The following is a 19264-nucleotide window of genomic DNA, read 5'->3' as shown; positions in this document are numbered from 1 at the left end:
TTGGATACGCGAGATGTGCCGGGCACGTGAGATGCGCCGGATACGCGGGATGTGCCGCATACGCGAAACGGTCCGCCGTCCGTGCTCGGGTGCACGGGGGGCGGACCGTTCGGGGCGACCTGGTGCGCGCGTTCCGGCGCGGTCCCGGTGGACGCGTCCCGGCTCGGGGGTCCGGACGCGGTCGGGTGCCGGCGGTTCGGGCGGCCGCTCGGGCTGCTTTTCGGACAGCGGCGGTTCAGACGGCGGCCTTCTTCAGGCGGCGTCGCTCGCGCTCCGAGAGGCCGCCCCAGATGCCGAAGCGCTCGTCGTTCTGCAAGGCGTATTCGAGGCATTCGGAACGGACCTCGCAGGCGAGGCAGACCTTTTTGGCCTCGCGGGTCGAGCCGCCCTTCTCGGGGAAGAAGGACTCGGGATCGGTCTGGGCGCACAGCGCGCGCTCCTGCCAGCCGAGTTCCTCGTCCGCGTCCTCGACCAGCAGTTCCTGGAACAACTCGGTCATGTGCGCCCCTCGTCTGTTCTGTGCGTCCCGTGGAGTTGCCGTGCGAACACGGCCGAACGACACGAGTGAAATTACAAGTTCGTGCTCTGTGCGAGTCAAGCTGAGATCTGCTATCGGGCCCCGTATTCACTCTGCGGAACCAAGCGTATGCGCTAAGTGTTCAAATCACCAAAAACCGTGACACAGGGTACCGATGCGACCGTGCGGCACGGCCTCCACGGGGAAGGACGACCGGGGCGTGGATCTTGTTGCGATCCAGCCACGGAAGCGATCCGGATCACAGTCGGGTCACGAGCCGCCCCCTGTCCGGACCGACACGCGCGCACCACCGCGTTCGCGGGCACGGTCGAAGCGCCATCTCTCCTGGTCCGCGCATGAGCAAACCTTTCTCCAGAGAGGGCAACCGGATGAGGTGAAACATTACCCCCAAATCGGGCATTGAGTTGACAGTCGGGTGCCCCTCCGGCCACCTTTGGTGGCATGCCAGCGACCGCAGCGCCCTCCGCGACCCACACCCGTGGGTTCCGCCGCGCTGTCCAGGCGCGCTGTTGCTGTTGCTGTCCCGGCTGTTGATGCCGCAGAGCTCCGGCTCTCGCTCCCCGCGCTCCAGCTCTTCCCCCGGCGTCACCCGCGTCTCCCGTGTCACCGCTCCCCCGTGACCCCCCACCGCTTCTGTTTCTGCTGAGGAACCACCCCACCCCATGAACATGGACAGCGACCTCCAGATCGCCGGCGACATCATGGAGGTCCCCCACCTCCTCCAGCCCGAGCGCGTCCACCCCGTGACCGTGGCCGACTTCGCCGGCCTCGCGCGCTCGATCGCCGACGACCGCTCCCAGTGGGCCCCGTACGTCGAGTACGACGCCACCACCCGCTGGTACCACCGCCTGCGCACCGGGCCCGGCTACGAGGTGTGGCTGCTCTCCTGGGTGCCCGGACAGGGCAGCGGGCTCCACGACCACGGCGTCTCCTCCGGCGTCCTCACCGTCCTGGAGGGCGAGCTGACGGAGCGTACGGACCGGGGCGTGCGGACGCTCGCCGGCGGCGCGCAGCGCGTGTTCGCCCCCGGGTACGTCCACGAGGTCGTCAACGACTCCCTGGAGCCGGCCGTCAGCCTGCACGTCTACTTCCCGGGCCTGACCGAGATGCCCATGCACGAGTCGCTCCGCGCGCAGTGCGCCCCGGTGACCCCCGCCCCGGAGGCGCCGGGAGTGATCGTCGCCTGACACACTGCCCTCCATGCGCATTGTGGTTCTGGCAGGCGGCATCGGTGGTGCCCGGTTCCTTCGCGGCCTCAAGCGGGCCGCCCCGGACGCGGAGATCACGGTCGTCGGCAACACCGGTGACGACATCCATCTCTTCGGGCTGAAGGTCTGCCCCGACCTGGACACGGTGATGTACACCCTCGGCGGGGGCATCAACGAGGAGCAGGGCTGGGGGCGTACGGACGAGTCCTTCACCGTCAAGGAGGAGCTCGCGGCGTACGGCGTCGGGCCCGAGTGGTTCGGCCTCGGCGACCGAGACTTCGCGACCCACATCGTCCGCACCCAGATGCTCGCCGCGGGCTACCCGCTGAGCGCCGTCACCGAGGCGCTGTGCGCCCGCTGGCAGCCTGGCGTGCGCCTGCTCCCCATGTCCGACGACCGCGTCGAGACCCACGTGGCGATCGAGGTCGACGGCGAGCGGCGGGCGGTGCACTTCCAGGAGTACTGGGTGAAGCTGCGCGCCTCCGTCGACGCCAAGGCCGTCGTGCCGGTCGGCGCGGAGGCCGCGAAGCCGGCGCCGGGCGTCCTGGAGGCCGTCGCGGAGGCGGACGTCGTCCTCTTCCCGCCGTCCAATCCGGTCGTGTCCGTCGGCACGATCCTGGCCGTGCCCGGGATCCGCGAGGCGGTCGCCGCGGCCGGGGCGCCGGTCGTGGGCCTCTCCCCCATCGTCGGGGACGCGCCCGTGCGCGGGATGGCCGACAAGGTCCTCGCGGCGGTGGGCGTGGAGTCCACGGCGGCGGCGGTGGCCCGGCACTACGGCACCGGACTGCTCGACGGCTGGCTCGTGGACACCGTGGACGCGGGCGCGGTCGCGGACGTCGAGGCGGCGGGCATCGCCTGCCGCGCGGTGCCGCTGATGATGACGGACGTGGACGCGACGGCGGCGATGGCGCGCGAGGCGCTCGCCCTCGCCGAGGAGGTACGCGGGTGAGCGCCGCCCCCGCCTACCGGGTGTGGGCGCTGCCCGGCCTTCCCGAGGTGGCGGCCGGGGACGACCTGGCCAAGCTGATCGCCTCCGCCGCCGCCTCCCCCGCGCCGGAACTCGCCGACGGGGACGTGCTGCTCGTCACCTCCAAGATCGTGAGCAAGGCGGAGGGCCGGGTGGTCGCCGCCGACGACCGCGAGGCGGCCATCGACGCCGAGACGGTCCGGGTGGTGGCGCGGCGCGGCGCCCTGCGGATCGTCGAGAACCGGCAGGGGCTCGTCATGGCCGCCGCCGGGGTCGACGCCTCCAACACCCCCGCCGGGACGGTGCTCCTGCTGCCCGAGGACCCGGACGCCTCGGCCCGCCGGATCCGCGAGGGGCTGCGCGAGGCACTCGGCGTGGACGTGGGCGTCGTCGTCACGGACACCTTCGGGCGCCCCTGGCGCAGCGGGCTCACGGACGTGGCGATCGGGGCGGCCGGGGTGCGGGTCCTGGACGACCTGCGCGGCGGGACCGACGCGCACGGCAATCCGCTGAGCGCGACCGTGGTCGCCACCGCCGACGAACTCGCCGCCGCCGGGGACCTGGTGAAGGGCAAGGCGGCCGGGCTCCCGGTGGCCGTCGTCCGGGGCCTGCCGCACGTGGTGGGCGGGGACGGGGAGCCGGGCGCACGCGCGCTCGTGCGGGGGGCCGCCGACGACATGTTCCGGCTGGGCACCTCCGAGGCCGTACGGGAGGCGGTGACGCTGCGGCGGACCGTACGGGAGTTCACGGCCGAGCCGGTCGACCCCGGGGCGGTGCGGCGCGCGGTCGCCGCGGCCGTGACGGCGCCGGCCCCGCACCACACAACGCCGTGGCGGTTCGTGCTCCTGGAGTCGGCGGAGTCGCGGACGCGACTGCTCGACGCGATGCGGGAGGCGTGGGTCGCGGACCTGCGCCGGGACGGGAGGTCCGAGGAGTCGATCGCGAAGCGGGTGCGGCGCGGGGACGTCCTGCGGAACGCGCCCTGCCTGGCCGTGCCGTGCCTGGTCACGGACGGCTCCCACCACTACGGCGACCCGCGCCGGGACACCGCCGAGCGCGAGATGTTCCTGGTCGCGGCGGGCGCGGGCGTGCAGAACTTCCTGGTGGCGCTCGCGGGCGAACGGCTCGGCTCGGCGTGGGTGTCCTCGACGATGTTCTGCCGGGACGTCGTACGGGAGGTCCTCGGCCTGCCGGACGACTGGGACCCGCTCGGCGCGGTGGCGATCGGGCACCCGGCGGCGGCGCCGCGGGAGCGGGCGGCGCGGACGGTCTCGGAGTTCGTCGAGGTGCGGTGACCTTGCCGGTCGGGCCGGATCGGGCGGGGTCGGGCCGGACCGGGGTCAGAGGGCCGCGATGTTGCCCGGGGTCATGCGGGGCGCCCTGCGGGGCGGGATGCGGCCGCTGAGGAGGATCAGGCGAGCGGCCCGGTGGCGCTGGCCCGCGTAGGGGGCCAGGAGGTCGAGCATGGCCGCGTCGTCGGCCGTGCGGTCGCCCGCGAGGGCCCAGCCGACGATGCCGGGCAGGTGGTAGTCGCCGGTGGTGACCTCGTCGGGGGCGCCGTGGGTGCGCTGGACCACCTCGGCGCTCGTCCAGGGGCCGACGCCCGGGATCAGCTCCAGGCGTCCGCGTGCGTCGGCCGGGGCCATGTCCGCGGCCTCCTCCATGCGGCGGGCCACCCGGCACACGCGCAGGATCGTCGCGGCCCGCTTGTCGTCCACGCCCGCGCGGTGCCACTCCCAGGACGGGATCAGGCTCCACGCGCGCGCGTCCGGCATGACGTGCATGCCGTCGGGGACCGGGCCCGGCGCGGGCTCCCCGTACGTCCGCACCAGGAGCCGCCAGGCCCGGTACGCCTCGTCCGTCGTGACCTTCTGCTCCAGGATCGACGGGATCAGCGACTCCAGGACCAGACCGGTGCGCAGGAGGCGGAGGCCGGGGCGGCGGCGGTGCGCCGCGGCGAGCAGTCTGTGGCGGGGCGCGAAGGCGGTCGGGTCGTCCTCGGTGCCGAGGAGTGCCGGGAGGCGGTCCAGGAGCCAGGCGGCGCCCTCGCCCCACGCGTGGGCCTCCGCGGTGCCGTCCCGGGCGGTGACCCGGAGGGTCCCCGGGCCCTCGGGGGTCCGGCTGGCCCGCCAGAACGAGCCGTCCCGGGCGGCCCGGTAGGCGGGGTCCGCGGGGCCCCGGCGGAGGGGGCCGAGGGTGAGGGCGAGGTCCGTCCCCGGGGGGAGGGGGAGGGAGCGCGTGCGGGGCGGGGGGCCGGGGGTGCGGCCGGTCGCCCGTGCGGGTGCGGTGGGGTTCTGGGGGAAGCGGCCGGCCATGGGGACGAGCGTAACGGGGCGGGTCCGGTGCGGGGCCCGCCCCGTTTCCCCTACTGGTCCGACGAGAAGCGGACCGTGCCCGCCGGGAGGGTCGCGTCGCACCAGATGCGGATGCCGTCGCGGAGTTCGTTGTCGGGGCCCACCTGGGCGCCGTCGCCGATGACCGCCCCGCTGAGGACCGTACGCGCGCCTATGCGGGCGCCCGCGCCGACCAGGGAGTCGGTGATGACCGCGCCCGGTTCGACGACCGCGCCCGCCAGGAGCGTGGAGCCCGTGACGCGGGCGCCCTCGCCGACCACCGCGTCCGCGCCGACGACCGTGCCGCCGGTCAGCTTGGCGTCCGGGGCGACGCGCGCCGACGGCAGCACCAGGCGGTCGCCGCAGCGGCCCGGGACCGCCGGGGAGGGCGCGCGGCCCAGGACCAGGTCGGCGGAGCCGCGCACGAAGGCCTGCGGGGTGCCGAGGTCCAGCCAGTACGTGGAGTCGACCATGCCCTGGAGGTGGGCGCCGGAGGCCAGGAGCTCCGGGAAGGTCTCGCGCTCCACCGAGACCGGCCGCCCGGTGGGGATGGTGTCGATGACCGAGCGCCGGAAGACGTACGCGCCCGCGTTGATCTGGTCGGTGACGATCTCCTCGGGCGTCTGCGGCTTCTCCAGGAAGGCCGTGACGCGGCCGGTGGGGTCCGTGGGGACCAGGCCGAAGGCCCGCGGGTCGTCGACCCGGGTGAGGTGGAGCGAGACGTCCGCGCCGGAGGAGGAGTGGGTGTCGACGAGGGCCCCGATGTCGAGGCCCGTGAGGATGTCCCCGTTGAAGATGAGGACCGGGTCGTCGGGGCCCGAGTGCAGGCGCGAGGCCACGTTGCGTATCGCGCCGCCGGTGCCCAGCGGCTCCTCCTCGGTGACGTACTCCAGGCTCAGGCCGAGGTCGGAGCCGTCGCCGAAGTGCGGCTCGAAGACCTCGGCCAGGTAGGAGGTGGCGAGCACGATGTGCTCGACGCCCGCGGCGCGGGCGCGGGCGAGCTGGTGCGTCAGGAAGGGGACGCCCGCCGCGGGGACCATGGGCTTGGGCGTGTTGACCGTGAGCGGCCGCAGCCGTGTCCCCTTGCCACCGACCAGGAGGATCGCTTCTGTCACCTTGTCGTCTCTGCTTCCTGTTCGGCGCCGGTCGGCACGCCCGTTCCCGGTCGTCCCTGCGATATGACCGGTCAGTTTATGCAGACGACCGCACCGGCGGGCCCCGCTACCTCCCCTGGTAGGACGCCGCGCTCGTCCGGGCCGTGCCGAGCTTGCCGTACAGAAGCGATCCGGGACAGTCCGTGGCGAATCCGTCACGGTGTCCGGCGATGGCGTGGAACTTGACCTTGGTGCCCTTCGCGTACAGGTTTCCGCCGCCCGAGGTGAGGGTCACCGTCCCGACCGGGTTGATGCCGTGGAGGCCGAGCTTCCAGGCCGTCAGGCGGGCGACGGCGGTCACGGAGGCGGCCGGCGGGGCGGTCTTGCTGAAGGTGCCGAGGACGGCGATGCCCATGGTGCTGGTGTTGAACCCGAGGGTGTGCGCGCCGAGCACCGGCTTGTCCACGCCGCCCGCCCGGCCCTCGTAGATGTTCCCGCACTTGTCGACGGCGAAGTTGTAGCCGAAGTCCCGCCAGCCGCTGCTCAGCACGTGGTAGCGGTAGATGCTGCGCAGGACGGAGGGGGCCTCGGCGCAGGTGTAGTTGTTGCCGGTGGCGCTGTGGTGGACGAAGGCCGCCTTGATCGTGTTCGTGTAGACGAAGGTCTTCTCGCGGATCGACTCGTCCGCGCCCCAGCCCTTGCGGGTGATGATCGCGGGGCGGGGGCCGACGTACGGCGCGGCCGCCGCCGCCTCGGCCGCCGTCTGCACCCCGGACAGGTCCTGGAGCTTGACCGGCTCCTGGGCCGATTCCTGAGCCGGGTCCTGGGCCGGATCCCGGGCCGGTTCGTCGGACTCGGACCCGGACGTCGGCGTGCGGGGCACGAACGGGGGCAGGTACGGGGCCACGGCGTCGGCCGCCTCCTTCGGCAGGAGCGGGAGCCAGGGCGCGAGGTACGGGGTGAGCCGGGAGCCGATCGTGTCCAGGTCCGCGAGGAGCCCGGAGAGGGACAGGGGGGCCGGGGCGGCCTGGGCCGGGTCCGGGACGGCCGGTGCGACAGGGGCGGTCGGGGCCGGGGGCAGCGGGGCCTCCGGAGCCGCGACGGCGGGCGCCACGGCGGTGCGGGTCCGCGGCGGGGCCGCCTCCGGCACCGGCTCCGTCACCGGCTCCGTGGATCCGTCCCCGGGCTCCCCGGCGTACGGCCCCGTGGCCGCGGCCTGTTCGACCTCCGTGCCCGGCTCCGTCTCCAGGACCGGTTCCGTGTCCCTGTCCCTCGTCGCCCCGGGGTCCTCCCCCGGGTCCACGAGTTCCAGGCGCAGGCCGGCCGGGAGCGGCGCCGCGCCGCCCGTCTCGTCGGACTCCGCCCGTACGCGGATCTCGACGCCGTCCGAGTCGCCCACCCACAGCGGGGCCGTGGAGCCGCGGAGCGCCCGGGAGGTGCCCTCCGCCGTGTCCGGGTCGGCGCCGTGTTCGTCGTTGTGGGTCTCCACGTCCTGCCACTCCGACCAGGTGTCGGTGCCGGTGGCCCGGGTGCGGACCTGCACGGTGCCGTGCAGCGGGGCCCTGGGGTCGTCCCAGACCACGCCCACGAGCGAGAAGGGCTTGACGTCGCGTCGGGTGAGTCCCTGCTCCCCCGGGCCGCCGGCCCGTGAGGAGGGGCCCAGCGGGCCGAGCGGCAGGGACTGGGTGGAGCCCGAGAGGTCGGGCGCGGGGGGCAGCGCGGAGGCCGCCGGTGGCTGCGCGAGCACCTCGGCCGCCGCGGACGCGGCGGGGGAGACCGGCAGGGCGAGTACCGCCGCGCAGGTGACGGCGATCGAGGAGGCGAGTGAGGCACGCATGGGCCGATCGTGCGTACCGCCGGGCCGTTCCGCGCGGCGGGACACCGTCCGGAAAGCGGCGGCCGATCGGTCCGACCGGTGGACGGCGTCACCGGTACGGCGGACCCCGGCGGGCCCCGCCGCGTACGCTGTCCGGCGTGAACGCCAGCGACCGCACCCCCGCCGACCTGCTGCGATCCGCGCTCGCCGCGGACCCCGCCCGCCCCTTGGTCACCTTCTACGACGACGCCACCGGTGAACGGGTGGAATTGTCCGTCGCCACCTTCGCCAATTGGGTGGCCAAGACGGCGAACCTGATCCAGGGCGAGCTGTCCGCCGGACCCGGCGACCGGGTCGCGCTGCTGCTGCCCGCGCACTGGCAGAGCGCCGTCTGGCTGCTCGCCTGCTCCTCGGTGGGCGTGACCGCCGAGCTCGGCGGCGACCCGGCCGGCGCGGACGTCGTGGTCGCGGGCCCGGAGACGCTCGAAGCGGGGCTCGCCTGCTCCGGGGAGCGGATCGCGCTCTCGCTGGCGCCGCTGGGCCGCCGCTTCCCCGCCGCGCCCGCCGGTTACGCGGACTACGCGGTCGAGGTGCCGAGCCAGGGCGACCGGTTCGCCCCGTTCGTACCGGTCGATCCGGACGCTCCCGCCCTGGTCGTCGACGGTACGGAACGCAGTGGCGTCCAGCTCGTCGAGCAGGCCCGCGTGGACGCGGCGGCACTCGGTCTCGCCCCCGGGTCCCGGCTGCTCTCCGGGCTCGGCTACGGCGACTGGACCGGCGTCTCGACCGGTCTGTACGCGCCGCTCGCCGCCGGCGGTTCGGTGGTCCTGTGCCGGAACCTGGACCGGCTCGCGCCCGAGGCGTTCGAGAAGCGGGTGGAGAGCGAGCGGGTGACGGACACCGCCCTGTGAGCCTCACCGCTCCGTGAGCCCCACCGCCGTGTGAGCCCCACCGCCGCGTGAGCCCCACCGCCGTGTGACCTTCGTCGTCGTGCGACCCGGTGGAACCGCACCCGTTCGGCCCAGCGACGGGCCGGGTCCCCGGGTTCGGGCGCCCGGTCCGGTGGATGATCGGCCGGGGGGAGTCGTCTCCTTCCGCACCACCACGCGTCGGACCCGGCCGGCTCCTTCCACGGCCGGCGGCCGTCCGGCGCGCCGCCGACGCCACGAAGGACGGAACGCAGACGTGACGGACCGCGCAGGCACGCCCGCCGAACCGGACCCCCCGGCGCCCGAGGACGGGGCGGCGGGGGACGCGGGGGCCGGGGACGCGACGGCCGGCGCCCCGGAGGGGGCGGAGGACGGCGGTCCCGGGAAGCCCCGCCGCCACTGGCTGCGCTGGACGGCGCTCGGCGTCTCGGTCGTCGTCCTCGGCGCGGCCGGGGCGGGCTGGTGGTTCTACCGCAAGCTCGACGGCAACATCACCACGGACACCACCGCCGCCGACGAGCTGCGCAGGTACGAGAAGGAGCGGCCGCCCGCGAGTGCGTCGGCCGCCCGGAACATCCTGCTCATCGGCTCGGACACCCGGTCCGGCGAGGGGAACGAGCGGTACGGCAGGGACAAGGGCACCCAGCGCTCGGACACGGTGATCCTGCTGCACCTCGCGGCGGGGAAGGGGAGCGCGACCGCCGTCTCCCTGCCCCGCGACCTGATGGTGACGGTCCCGAGCTGCCGCAAGCCCGACGGGTCCCGCACCCGGGAGCAGTTCGAGCAGTTCAACCTGGCCTTCGAGGTCGGCGGCACGGCGTGCACGATCCGTACCGTCGAGAAGCTGACGGGGACGCGGGTCGACCACCACATGGTGATCGACTTCCAGGGCTTCAAGAAGATGGTGGACGCCGTGGACGGGGTGGAGGTCTGCCTCAAGGAGCCCGTGGACGACGCCGACGCGCACCTGAAGCTGCCGGCGGGGCGCCAGACGCTCCACGGGGAGCAGGCCCTCGGTTTCGTACGCGCCCGGAAGTCGCTCGGCAACGGCAGCGACACCGAACGCATGGACCGGCAGCAGCAGTTCCTCGGCGCGCTCGTCAACAAGGTGCAGAGCAACGGGGTCCTGCTGAACCCGGCCAGGCTCTATCCGGTCCTGGACGCGGCCACCAGGTCGATCACGACCGACGCGGGGCTCGACTCGCTGCGGGACCTGTACGACCTGGCGCGCTCGATGCGGGCGATCCCGACCGAGCGGGTGCAGTTCCTCACGGTCCCCCGCCGCCCGTACACGTACAACGCGAACCGGGACGAACTGGTGCAGCCCGCCGCGAGCCAGCTCTTCCGGCAACTGCGGGAGGACCGGCCCGTGGTGGTGGAGCCCGGGGAGAAGGACGAGGACCGCAAGCCCGACGACGCGGAGGCCCCGCCGAGCCCCGCCCCGACGCCGACGTTCACCGGGCGGAGCGCGGCGGAAGGGACGTGCTCCTGACCGGAGGCGTGCCGGGGGACGGGGCGCGGGCCGCGGGAAGGGTGGGTAAAGGGCGCCCCAAGGGGAGGGAAGGGAGCGGTGTGGTTTGGGCGCATTGCCCGGTTGTAAGGGGCGTGGAATTTGTCACGGGCGTCGCCCCGCGCTGAACTGGGCGGATACTGTGACCCGATCCGGTGTACCCCGACCACGTGGTCGTCACACCTCACCAGGGATCAAACGACCGAGAGAGCGGCGCCCCGTGGGGAGGGCGCCCCGCGTGGCACCGACGGAGGACTCGAGTAACCGTGGACGCGCACAGCCGTGGACGGGCGGACGAGATCGACCCCGCCGACCAGTGGGTGCTCAACCCGCAGACGGGCAACTACGAACTGCGACTGGACCGCTCCGCTGGGCAGTCGGCGGTTCCGTCCCCCTCCCGCGGTTCGTCCGCCTCCGCCGCGACCGGGGCCTCCGGAAGAGGCACCGCCTCCGGGCCCCCGAAGCGGGACGCCGCGGCCGAGGCCCCCGTCCCCGGCCAGCGCCGGCGCCGGGTCCCCGAGCAGAGCCGGGGCGGCCGCCAGACGCCCACGAGCCGCCGCAGGCCCAAGCAGGGCGCCTCCCGCAAGAAGAAGGTCCTGCTGTGGACCGGCGGCACGATGGCCGTCGTCCTGGTGGCCGGCGCCACCGGCGCGTACCTGATCTACGACAAGCTCAACGGCAACATCGGCACGGTGGACGTCGGCGACGCCGCCGTCGGCGCGCCCGGCATGGACGGCCCGCTCAACATCCTGATCATCGGCAACGACGTGCGGACCGGTGAGGGGAACGAGAGCTACGGGAACAAGAGCAACGTCACCGGACACGCCGACACCACGTTCCTCATCCACGTGTCCGAGGACCGGACCAATGCGACGGCGCTGAGCATCCCCCGGGACCTCAAGACCGAGATCCCGGACTGCCCCACGAAGCAGCCCGACGGGTCGACCAAGGTCATCCCCGGCTCGGTCGGGAGGACCAAGTTCAACGAGTCGTTCGGCGTGAACGGCCGTGACCCCGGCTGCACGATGCGCACGGTCAAGGAGATGACCGGCATAGGGATCAACCACTTCATGATGGTCGACTTCAACGCCGTCAAGACGCTGTCGGCGGCCGTCGGCGGCGTGGAGGTCTGTCTGACCAAGCCCATCCGGGACATGAACTACTCCAAGCTCGACCTGTCGGCGGGCGAGCACCGGATCCAGGGCGAGCAGGCCCTCGCGTTCCTGCGCAACCGCCACGGCCTCGGCAACCAGAGCGACCTCGACCGCATCAAGATGCAGCAGCAGTTCCTCGCGTCGATGATGCGCCAGTTGAAGGAAGACACCCTGGGCAGCCCGACGCGGTTGCTCTCGGTCGCGAACGCGGCGACCGAGGCGCTCACCGTGGACAAGGGGATAGGGAGCGCCCTGAAGCTGACCTCCCTGGCCAAGGAGATCGGCAAGGTCGACCTGAAGAACATCAGCTTCATGACCGTCCCGGTGATCGACAACCCGGACGAGCCGCCGGCCAGGAGGGCGACGGTGGTGCTCGATCCCGTCAAGGCCCCGCAGGTCTTCGGCATGATCCAGAACGACGTCTCCTTCACCGAGGTGAAGAAGAAGCAGCAGGACGCCAAGAACGCCCAGGCACAGGCCCGGGCGAAGCTCCTCCAGGGCCCCCGGGCCCAGGCCGCCGACGTGCGCGTCGACGTCTACAACGGCAGCGGCGTGCGGGGGGCGGCCCAGGCGACCCTGCTCTGGCTCCAGAACGAGCAGGGCGTGCCCCGCTCGACCAACAAGAGCAACGCCCCCGAGAAGGCGGCGAAGACCACGCTCACCTACGCACCGAACCAGGCCGATCAGGCCCGCAAGCTCGCGGACCTGATGGGCCTGCCCGCCACGGCTCTCCAGCCGGGCACGCAGGACGCCGGGGAGCGCGAGCCCATGACGCTCGTCCTCGGCGCCGACTTCAAGGGCGCGGGGGTGCCCGTCACCGGTCCGGCAAAGGCGCCGGACGTCGAGAAGGTAGAAGCCGACAAGCAGGTGTGCGCCAAGTGACCCGGAAACACCGGGTCCCGGCGCACTCCTGATCCACGAGGGGACCTGGGGTGGGACAGAACAGCGTGCGCGGGGAGGGAACGCGGGGGAACGTCCCGCGCGCCCGTGAACTGGGCTGGGACGACGACCTGCACGGGGCCGGCGAGGCGACCGGCGCCGAGACCGGCGCCGCCGGGGAGGCCGGGTCCCCCGACGGGACGACCCGCGCGGAGCGGCGGCGCGGAGCGGCGGCCGGTGACGCGCGTAGCGGCTCCCGCCGCGGCGGCTCGCGCCGGCGCCCCAAGGGCGCCGGGAAGAAGGGCACGGGCAAGAAGGCCGGCAAGCGGAAGGCGCTGCGCTGGGTGGCGATCACCCTGGCGGTGCTGATACTCGGGACGGCCGGCGCCGGATACCTGTACTACGAGCACCTCAACGGCAACATCCGCGGCGGCAGCCGCGCGGGCGGCAACAGCGGCGTGAAGAAGGCCGCGCCGAACGCGCTGGGCGACACCCCGCTGAACATCCTCATGATCGGCTCGGACGACCGGGCCAACGAGAAGAACGTCGCCCTGGGCGGCGGCAAGAACGACCGGGACCGCAAGCCCCTGGCCGACGTGCAGATGCTGCTGCACATCTCGGCGGACCGGGAGAACGCCTCGATCGTCTCCGTCCCGCGCGACACGGTCGTCCCGATCCCCGAGTGCAAGGACAAGGACGGCACGACCTACAAGGCCACGACCAACCGGCCGATCAACGAGAGCCTCCAGCGCGGCGGCCCCGGCTGCACCCTCACCACCTGGGAGAACCTCACCGGGGTCTACATCGACCACTGGATGATGGTCGACTTCGCCGGTGTCGTGGCGATGGCCGACGAGGTCGGCGGCGTCCCGGTCTGCGTGAAGACCGGCGTGTGGGACAAGTCGAACGCGGTCGTGAAGGGCGGGTCCGGCCTGAAGCTGAAGGAGGGCACCTCCGAGGTCCAGGGCGAGCAGGCCCTCCAGTGGCTGCGCACCCGGCACGCGTTCGGCAGCGACCAGAACCGTGCCAAGGCCCAGCACATGTACATGAACGGCATGATGAAGAAGCTCCAGAGCCAGAACGCCTGGACCGACACCGGCCGTCTGATGGGCCTGGCCGACACCGCCACGCGGGCCCTCCAGGTCTCCGACGAGATCAAGAGCGTGAAGAAGCTCTTCGACCTGTCGATGCAGCTCAAGAACGTCAAGCTCGACCGTCTGACCACGGCGACGGTCCCGACCGTCGCGTACCCGCAGCGGCCCAACGAGTGGCTCCAGCTCGTCCCGTCGTCCGCCGACAAGATGTGGACGATGATCCGGGACGACATCGCCTTCGACAAGAACGGCGACAAGGCCGGCGCCAAGCCGAAGCCGACGGCCTCCGCCAAGCCGACGACGCCCGCCGACGCCCCCGGCTCCTTCGGCGTGACGATCGTCAACGGCACCGACGGCAACGGCGAGGCGGCCGTCCAGGGCCGCGCCCGCGCCCTGGCCGAGGCCCTCCGGGCCAAGGGCTTCACGCAGGCCGAGTCCTCCACGGAGGGCGGCCCCCGCAAGGACACCGTGGTCGTCTACCCCAAGGGCGACGGCGAGCAGGGCAAGGCGAACGCCCAGTCGGTGGCCAAGGCCCTCGGACTGCCCGACTCCGCGGTCCGGATCGACGCCAAGGCCGAGGGCATCAAGCTCATCGTCGGCTCCGACTGGCGCGAGGGCACGGTCTACAAGAGGCCGACGCACACCGCGGGCGACCTGCCCGAGGGCGCCGACGACAAAGCGGACTGCATGGACATCTACTCCGTCTACAAGTGGGACGGGAAGAGCTGACCCGCTCCCCCTCCCTCCCCGCACACGGCGACGGCCGGGCCCCGGAGAAGGGCCCGGCCGTCGCCGTGTGCGGTCGCGGTCGTCAGACCGTCTCCGTCTCCCCCGCCGTCACCGCCGGGCGGCGGCTCGCGATGACCTTCTTCGCGAGGGAGCGGGGGCTGGTGAGGAAGCCGTACCCCCAGGACATGTGCATGGTGGCGAGGGCGACCGGGATCCGGAGGCGGGCCTTGAGGGGGAGGCCCTTGCCCGCCGGGACCGAGCCGGCGGTGATCGCGGCGAGGTAGCCGGCCGGGACCACGAAGCCGAGCGGGGTGACGAGGGCGCCCACGACCACGCCGGCGGCGATGGCGCAGACGGCGGTCGGCGGGGCCAGATAGCGCAGGTTGATGGAGCCCTGGTGGTAGCGGGCCACCACGTGGCGCCAACGCCCGTAGTCCTTGTACTGCTTGGCGAGGGCCTTCACCGAGGGCCGGGGACGGTACTGGACGCGCAGCTCCGGCGAGAACCAGATCAGGCCGCCCGCCTCGCGGATCCGGAAGTTCAGCTCCCAGTCCTGGGCGCGGATGAACTCCACGTTGTAGCCGCCCTGGCGCTCCAGGGCCTCGCGCCGGAAGACGCCCAGGTACACGGTCTCGGCGGGGCCCGCCTCGCCGCCCGTGTGGAAGGCGGCGTTGCCGACGCCGATCTTCGAGGTCATCGCGGCGGCGACCGCGTCCTCCCAGGCGTTCTCGCCCTCGGCGTGCATGATGCCGCCGACGTTCTGCGCGCCGGTCTCCTCCAGGAGCCGCACGGCGGTGGCGATGTAGTTCGGGGAGAGCATGCCGTGGCCGTCGACGCGCACCACGATCGGATGCCGGGAGGCCCCGATCGCCGCGTTGAGGGCGGCGGGCGTACGGCCGGTGGGGTTGGGCACGGTCTTGACGCGGGGGTCCTCGCGGACGAGCTCGGCGGCGATCTCGTCGGTGCGGTCCGTGGACGGGCCGAGCGCGATCACCACCTCCATCTCGCCCTCGTACTCCTGCTCCAGGATGTGGCGGACGGAGTTGCGCAGGTGCCGCTCCTCGTTGAGGACCGGCATGATCACGGAGACGGGGGGCAGCATGGTTCCTCGGCGGTGCGGGGGAGGCGTCCCCCGCGAGACGGAGACGGTGTTTTCGCCCGCCACGTTACCGCGAACGGGGGACACGGGTGCGCGCCGCCCGGGTGGCGCTCCCTTGCGCTGATCGTATGGGCCTACGGTGCTCACGGCCCCCTTGTCCCACCCGCGGAGGTGTCCGTCCGTGCCCACACCGCCCCGCCCGCCCCGTCCCCGGCCCGCCGCCCGCCGCGTACCGGCGCGCCGGCCGCGGAGGCGGTCCCGGTGGGGGGTGCGGACGGCGACGGCGCTCTCCGTGACGGTCCTCGCGGCGGGCGGGATCGGGCACGCCCTGATGACCGGCCTGGACACCGGGCTCACCCGGGTCGACCCCTTCAAGGACATGAAGAACCGGCCGCAGGCCGGGCACGGGATGAACGTCCTCGTCGTCGGCACGGACGGCCGGGACCGGATCACCCCGGAGGAGCGGGCGAAGTACCGGCTCGGCGGCGCGCCCTGCAACTGCACCGACACGGTGATGCTGGTGCACGTCTCGCAGGACCGGGACCGGGCGAGCGTGGTGAGCCTGCCCCGCGACTCGTACGCCGAGATGCCCGAGCACACCGACCTCACCAGCGGCGAGAGGCACCACGCGCACCCGGTGAAGCTGAACGCCGCCTACGCGGAGGGCGGGCCCGCGCTGACCGTGCGGACCGTCGAGTCGATGACCGGCGTCAAGATCGACCACTACCTGGAGGTCGACTTCACCAGCTTCATGCGGACCGTGGACGCGGTCGGCGGGGTGCGGATCTGCACGCCGAAGCCGCTGAAGGACGCGTACACCGGGCTCGACCTGGCCGCCGGCACCCACGAGCTGGACGGCGGGCAGGCCCTCCAGTACGTGCGCTCCCGGCACGTCGACGGGGCCGCCGACATCGGGCGGATGCAGCGGCAGCAGAAGTTCCTGGCGGCGCTCGTGGAGCAGGTGACGAGCGGCGGGGTGCTGTTCAACCCGGTGCGGTTCCGGGCGGTGGCCACGAGCATGCTGAGTTCCGTACGGGCCGACGAGGGCTTCGGCACGGACCAGATGCTGTCGCTGTCCAAGGCGATGCGCGGCTTCACGCCCGCGTCGTCGGAGTTCGTGTCCGTGCCGGTCGGGGACGTGAGCTTTCCCGTGAAGGGCATCGGCTCGACGGTGAAGTGGGACGCGGCGAAGGCGCAGCAGCTCTTCCAGGCGCTGCGGGAGGACCGGCCGATCGCCCCGCAGAAGGCGGCGGCGTCGGCGGCCTCGGCGAAGGCGCCGAAGGACGTCGTGGTGGACGTGGCGCCGGACACGATCCGGGTGCAGGTCCACAACGGGACCCGGACGGACGGCCTCGGCCGGAAGGTCGACGACGCGCTGCGCGGGACCGGCTTCGCCACCACCCGGACCCCGAGGACGGCGCCGGGGGCGGAGCGGGAGCACACGGTCGTGGAGTACGACCCGCGCTGGGACCGCTCGGCGAAGTCCCTGGCGGCGGCCGTGCCGGGCGCGCGGCTCGAAGCGGTGACGGGCCGGGGCGGGACGCTGCGGGTGATCGTGGGGGCGGACTACAAGGGGGTGCGGGCGGTCCGGGCGGAGGAGCCGGAGACGCCGTTCGAGGCGGTGACCGGGGACCAGGTGGTGTGCCCGTAGCCCGGGGCGGGGGCGGGGGTCACGCCGGGGACTGGGCGGTGTGCCCGTAGCCGGGCGCCGGGCCCGTACCCCTCAGTCCTCGTACCCCTCCGCCACGCGCCGTTCCCTCAGTTCCTTGATCGCCTGGCGGCGGGCCAGGCGGTGGGTGCGGCGGATCTGGGCCTCCTGGTTGCGCCGCTTGTCCTTCTCCGTCTCCGGGACGACCTGCGGGACCGGGCGGGGCTTGCCCTCCGCGTCGACGGCCGCGAAGACCAGATAGGCCGAGCCGACCTGGGTGGCGGGCGTGGACTCGTTCCAGCGCTCGGCCATGACCCGGACGCCGACCTCCATGGAGGACCGGCCCGTCCAGTTGACCTGGGCCTTCACGTGGACCAGGTCGCCGACCCTGACCGGCTCCAGGAAGACCATCTCGTCCATGGAGGCGGTCACGGCCGGGCCGCCCGAGTGCCGGCCCGCGACGGCGCCCGCCGCGTCGTCCACCAGCTTCATGATCACGCCGCCGTGCACCGTGCCGAGGAGGTTGGTGTCGTGGCTGGTCATGATGTGGCTGAGGGTGGTGCGGGAGGCCGAGGTGGGCTTGCCCGGGATGTCGCCCTGATCTGTCATGCCCTCCACCTTATGCCGGGTCCTGGCGACGCCCCCGTCCGGTCCGCTTTGCATCAGCTTGGCAACAGCACCGCCCCGATCCTCCACCCGCCCTGTCGCGGGGAAACCCCTGCCCGGCACACTGGTCCACATGAATGACTGGCCCGATGACGGCGGATACGGCCGCGGCCCCGCGAACCCCCAGCCCGAGGGTCCCCGCAGGATGAGCCACGTGCAGCGCCCGCAGGTTCCGCAGCAGCCGCCCCGTTACGACCAGGGCCGCGGCCGGGACCACGACCCGAGCTTCACGCAGGCGCAGGGCACCGGCTACGACTCCGGCTACAACACGGGCCAGGTCTACGGCGGCGCCCAGGGCGGCGGCGGTGACGGCCGGGGCGGCATCCCCCCGCAGTACACGCCCGGGAGGCCCGGCGGCTCCGGCACCGGTCCCGCCCCGGACTGGCGCAAGCGGATCAAGGTCGGCTCGATCGTCCTGGTCGTCGCCGTCGCCGCCTGGGGCATCGGCACGTACGCCTGGGCGAGTTCCCGGATGCGCAACGAGGTCGACCTCTCCAAGGTCATCGAGCGCCCCTCCGAGGGCGACTGCACCACGTACCTGATCGTCGGCTCCGACAGCCGCGAGGGCATGTCGGCCGAGGAGAAGAAGAAGCTCCACACCGGTTCCGCCGAGGGCAAGCGGACCGACTCGATGATGATCCTCGCGGCCTGCTCCGGCGGGAACACGATGGTCTCGCTGCCGCGCGACTCCTGGGTGACGATCCCGTCGTTCGTCGGCTCCGAGTCGGGCAAGCAGTACGCGGCGCGCGGCGGCTCCAAGCTGAACGCGGCCTACGCGATGGACGGCCCCGAGCTGCTCGTGCGGACCGTGGAGTACAACACGGGCCTGCGCATCGACCACTACGCGGAGATCGGCTTCGCCGGCTTCGCGAACATCGTGGACGCGCTCGGCGGCGTCGAGCTGAACATCGAGAAGGGCTTCAAGGACAAGAAGTCCGGCGCGGACTTCCAGGCCGGCACGCAGACCCTCAACGGCGAGCAGGCCCTGGCCTTCGTCCGCACCCGGTACGCGTTCGCCGAGTCGGACCTGGCGCGGACGAAGAACCAGCAGAAGTTCCTCTCCGCCCTGGCCAACCAGGCGGCGACGCCGGGCACGATCCTCAACCCGTTCGCGCTGTACCCGACGCTGGGCGCCGGTCTGGACACGCTGGTCGTGGACAAGGACATGTCGCTGTACGACCTCGGCAAGATGTTCTTCGCGATGAAGGGCATCAGCGGCGGCGACGGCAGGTCCATGAACATGCCGATCGCGGGCTCCGCGCCGCAGGGGTCCCTGAAGTGGGACATGCCGAAGGTGAAGCAGTTGGTGGAGCAGATCAGGAACGACGAGAAGGTCACGGTCGAGTCGAACCGCTGACCCTCCGGGCGTACGGAAAGGGCGCCCCCGTCACGTGACGGGGGCGCCCTTCCGCCGTCCCTACGGGAGGTTGCGGGCCATGACGATGCGCTGGATCTGGTTGGTGCCTTCGTAGATCTGGGTGATCTTGGCGTCGCGCATCATGCGTTCGACGGGGTAGTCGCGGGTGTAGCCGTAGCCGCCCAGGAGCTGGACGGCGTCGGTGGTGACCTCCATGGCGACGTCGGAGGCGAAGCACTTGGC

The 19264-nt window shown here is 73.0% G+C and carries 16 protein-coding genes; 9 read left to right on the top strand and 7 right to left on the bottom strand.

What is annotated here, in order from left to right; translation table 11 throughout:
• Positions 1 to 235: 235 nt before the first annotated feature.
• Entirely contained in the window at positions 236 to 499 is a 264-nt protein-coding gene (locus ACFYNX_RS33285; protein WP_015033978.1) for a WhiB family transcriptional regulator, read from the bottom strand.
• 701 nt (positions 500 to 1200) lie between these two features.
• On the opposite strand from ACFYNX_RS33285, the gene ACFYNX_RS33280 reads away from it, so the two are divergent.
• From ACFYNX_RS33280 to ACFYNX_RS33270, 3 genes are read left to right on the top strand one after another with little or no spacing between them, the layout of a single operon-like run.
• Positions 1201 to 1725 (top strand): cysteine dioxygenase family protein, encoded by a 525-nt coding sequence (locus tag ACFYNX_RS33280; protein ID WP_365550936.1) that lies wholly within the window; start codon positions 1201 to 1203, stop codon positions 1723 to 1725.
• A gap of 13 nt (positions 1726 to 1738) precedes the next feature.
• The gene (gene cofD, locus ACFYNX_RS33275; RefSeq protein WP_388667239.1) at positions 1739 to 2695 is read left to right on the top strand and encodes a 2-phospho-L-lactate transferase; all 957 of its coding nucleotides are present in this window, start codon (positions 1739 to 1741) and stop codon (positions 2693 to 2695) included.
• The gene (locus ACFYNX_RS33270; RefSeq protein ID WP_388667236.1) at positions 2692 to 4008 is read left to right on the top strand and encodes a coenzyme F420-0:L-glutamate ligase; all 1317 of its coding nucleotides are present in this window, start codon (positions 2692 to 2694) and stop codon (positions 4006 to 4008) included. The genes cofD and ACFYNX_RS33270 overlap by 4 nt, the downstream gene beginning before the upstream one ends.
• Positions 4009 to 4053: 45 nt before the next feature.
• Here ACFYNX_RS33270 and ACFYNX_RS33265 read toward each other — a convergent pair whose 3' ends face one another.
• The 3 genes from ACFYNX_RS33265 to ACFYNX_RS33255 all read right to left on the bottom strand — a co-directional run bounded on the left by ACFYNX_RS33265 (position 4054) and on the right by ACFYNX_RS33255 (position 7977).
• A complete protein-coding gene (locus tag ACFYNX_RS33265) occupies positions 4054 to 5028 on the bottom strand; it encodes a DNA-3-methyladenine glycosylase family protein (protein WP_388667233.1) in 975 nt (324 codons plus the stop codon).
• Between the two features lie 50 nt (positions 5029 to 5078).
• The gene (locus tag ACFYNX_RS33260; protein WP_388667230.1) at positions 5079 to 6161 is read right to left on the bottom strand and encodes a sugar phosphate nucleotidyltransferase; all 1083 of its coding nucleotides are present in this window, start codon (positions 6159 to 6161) and stop codon (positions 5079 to 5081) included.
• 106 nt (positions 6162 to 6267) lie between these two features.
• Positions 6268 to 7977, bottom strand: a complete 1710-nt coding sequence (locus ACFYNX_RS33255) for a peptidoglycan recognition protein (RefSeq protein ID WP_388667227.1) — start codon at positions 7975 to 7977, stop codon at positions 6268 to 6270.
• Positions 7978 to 8114: 137 nt separating this feature from the next.
• Here ACFYNX_RS33255 and ACFYNX_RS33250 point away from each other — a divergent pair, with 137 nt between their 5' ends.
• The 4 genes from ACFYNX_RS33250 (at position 8115) to ACFYNX_RS33235 (ending at position 14251) form a co-directional block, all read left to right on the top strand.
• Complete coding sequence (locus ACFYNX_RS33250; protein WP_365550919.1) at positions 8115 to 8867, top strand: TIGR03089 family protein; 753 nt, start codon at positions 8115 to 8117, stop codon at positions 8865 to 8867.
• A 274-nt stretch (positions 8868 to 9141) separates the two neighbouring features.
• A complete protein-coding gene (locus ACFYNX_RS33245) occupies positions 9142 to 10377 on the top strand; it encodes an LCP family protein (RefSeq protein WP_388667223.1) in 1236 nt (411 codons plus the stop codon).
• Between the two features lie 284 nt (positions 10378 to 10661).
• A complete protein-coding gene (locus ACFYNX_RS33240; protein WP_388667220.1) occupies positions 10662 to 12431 on the top strand; it encodes an LCP family protein in 1770 nt (589 codons plus the stop codon).
• Positions 12432 to 12481: 50 nt separating this feature from the next.
• Positions 12482 to 14251, top strand: coding sequence for an LCP family protein (locus ACFYNX_RS33235; protein WP_388667217.1), 1770 nt, complete (start codon positions 12482 to 12484; stop codon positions 14249 to 14251).
• Between the two features lie 82 nt (positions 14252 to 14333).
• On the opposite strand, the gene ACFYNX_RS33230 is transcribed toward ACFYNX_RS33235, so the two are convergent.
• Positions 14334 to 15353, bottom strand: a complete 1020-nt coding sequence (locus ACFYNX_RS33230) for a glycosyltransferase family 2 protein (protein ID WP_365550907.1) — start codon at positions 15351 to 15353, stop codon at positions 14334 to 14336.
• A 265-nt stretch (positions 15354 to 15618) separates the two neighbouring features.
• Between ACFYNX_RS33230 and ACFYNX_RS33225 the strand changes: the two genes are divergently transcribed.
• Positions 15619 to 17001: an LCP family protein gene (locus ACFYNX_RS33225; RefSeq protein WP_388667212.1), complete on the top strand. Its 1383-nt coding sequence runs from the start codon at positions 15619 to 15621 to the stop codon at positions 16999 to 17001.
• Between the two features lie 72 nt (positions 17002 to 17073).
• On the opposite strand, the gene ACFYNX_RS33220 is transcribed toward ACFYNX_RS33225, so the two are convergent.
• On the bottom strand, positions 17074 to 17607 hold the full coding sequence (locus ACFYNX_RS33220; RefSeq protein WP_121829844.1) for an acyl-CoA thioesterase: 534 nt from the start codon (positions 17605 to 17607) through the stop codon (positions 17074 to 17076).
• A gap of 130 nt (positions 17608 to 17737) precedes the next feature.
• Between ACFYNX_RS33220 and ACFYNX_RS33215 the strand changes: the two genes are divergently transcribed.
• Positions 17738 to 19021: an LCP family protein gene (locus ACFYNX_RS33215; protein ID WP_365550901.1), complete on the top strand. Its 1284-nt coding sequence runs from the start codon at positions 17738 to 17740 to the stop codon at positions 19019 to 19021.
• A gap of 60 nt (positions 19022 to 19081) precedes the next feature.
• Here the strand turns inward: ACFYNX_RS33215 and ACFYNX_RS33210 are convergent.
• A partial coding sequence (locus tag ACFYNX_RS33210; protein WP_351854426.1) for an acyl-CoA dehydrogenase family protein occupies positions 19082 to 19264 on the bottom strand: 183 nt, incomplete at its 5' end.

It is taken from the genome of Streptomyces sp. NPDC007872 (assembly GCF_042868165.1).
Lineage (GTDB): Bacteria > Actinomycetota > Actinomycetes > Streptomycetales > Streptomycetaceae > Streptomyces.
The sequence above is the reverse complement of the archived record's forward strand: the minus strand, read 5'-3'. Positions and strand labels throughout refer to the sequence as shown.

Coding starts and splice junctions, on each gene's coding strand:
- cofD (WP_388667239.1), top strand. CDS start 1,739: ATGCGCATTGTGGTTCTGGCAGGCGGCATCGGTGGTGCCCGGTTCCTT.
- ACFYNX_RS33280 (WP_365550936.1), top strand. CDS start 1,201: ATGAACATGGACAGCGACCTCCAGATCGCCGGCGACATCATGGAGGTC.
- ACFYNX_RS33265 (WP_388667233.1), bottom strand. CDS start 5,028: ATGGCCGGCCGCTTCCCCCAGAACCCCACCGCACCCGCACGGGCGACC.
- ACFYNX_RS33255 (WP_388667227.1), bottom strand. CDS start 7,977: ATGCGTGCCTCACTCGCCTCCTCGATCGCCGTCACCTGCGCGGCGGTA.
- ACFYNX_RS33220 (WP_121829844.1), bottom strand. CDS start 17,607: ATGACAGATCAGGGCGACATCCCGGGCAAGCCCACCTCGGCCTCCCGC.
- ACFYNX_RS33230 (WP_365550907.1), bottom strand. CDS start 15,353: ATGCTGCCCCCCGTCTCCGTGATCATGCCGGTCCTCAACGAGGAGCGG.
- ACFYNX_RS33215 (WP_365550901.1), top strand. CDS start 17,738: ATGAATGACTGGCCCGATGACGGCGGATACGGCCGCGGCCCCGCGAAC.
- ACFYNX_RS33285 (WP_015033978.1), bottom strand. CDS start 499: ATGACCGAGTTGTTCCAGGAACTGCTGGTCGAGGACGCGGACGAGGAA.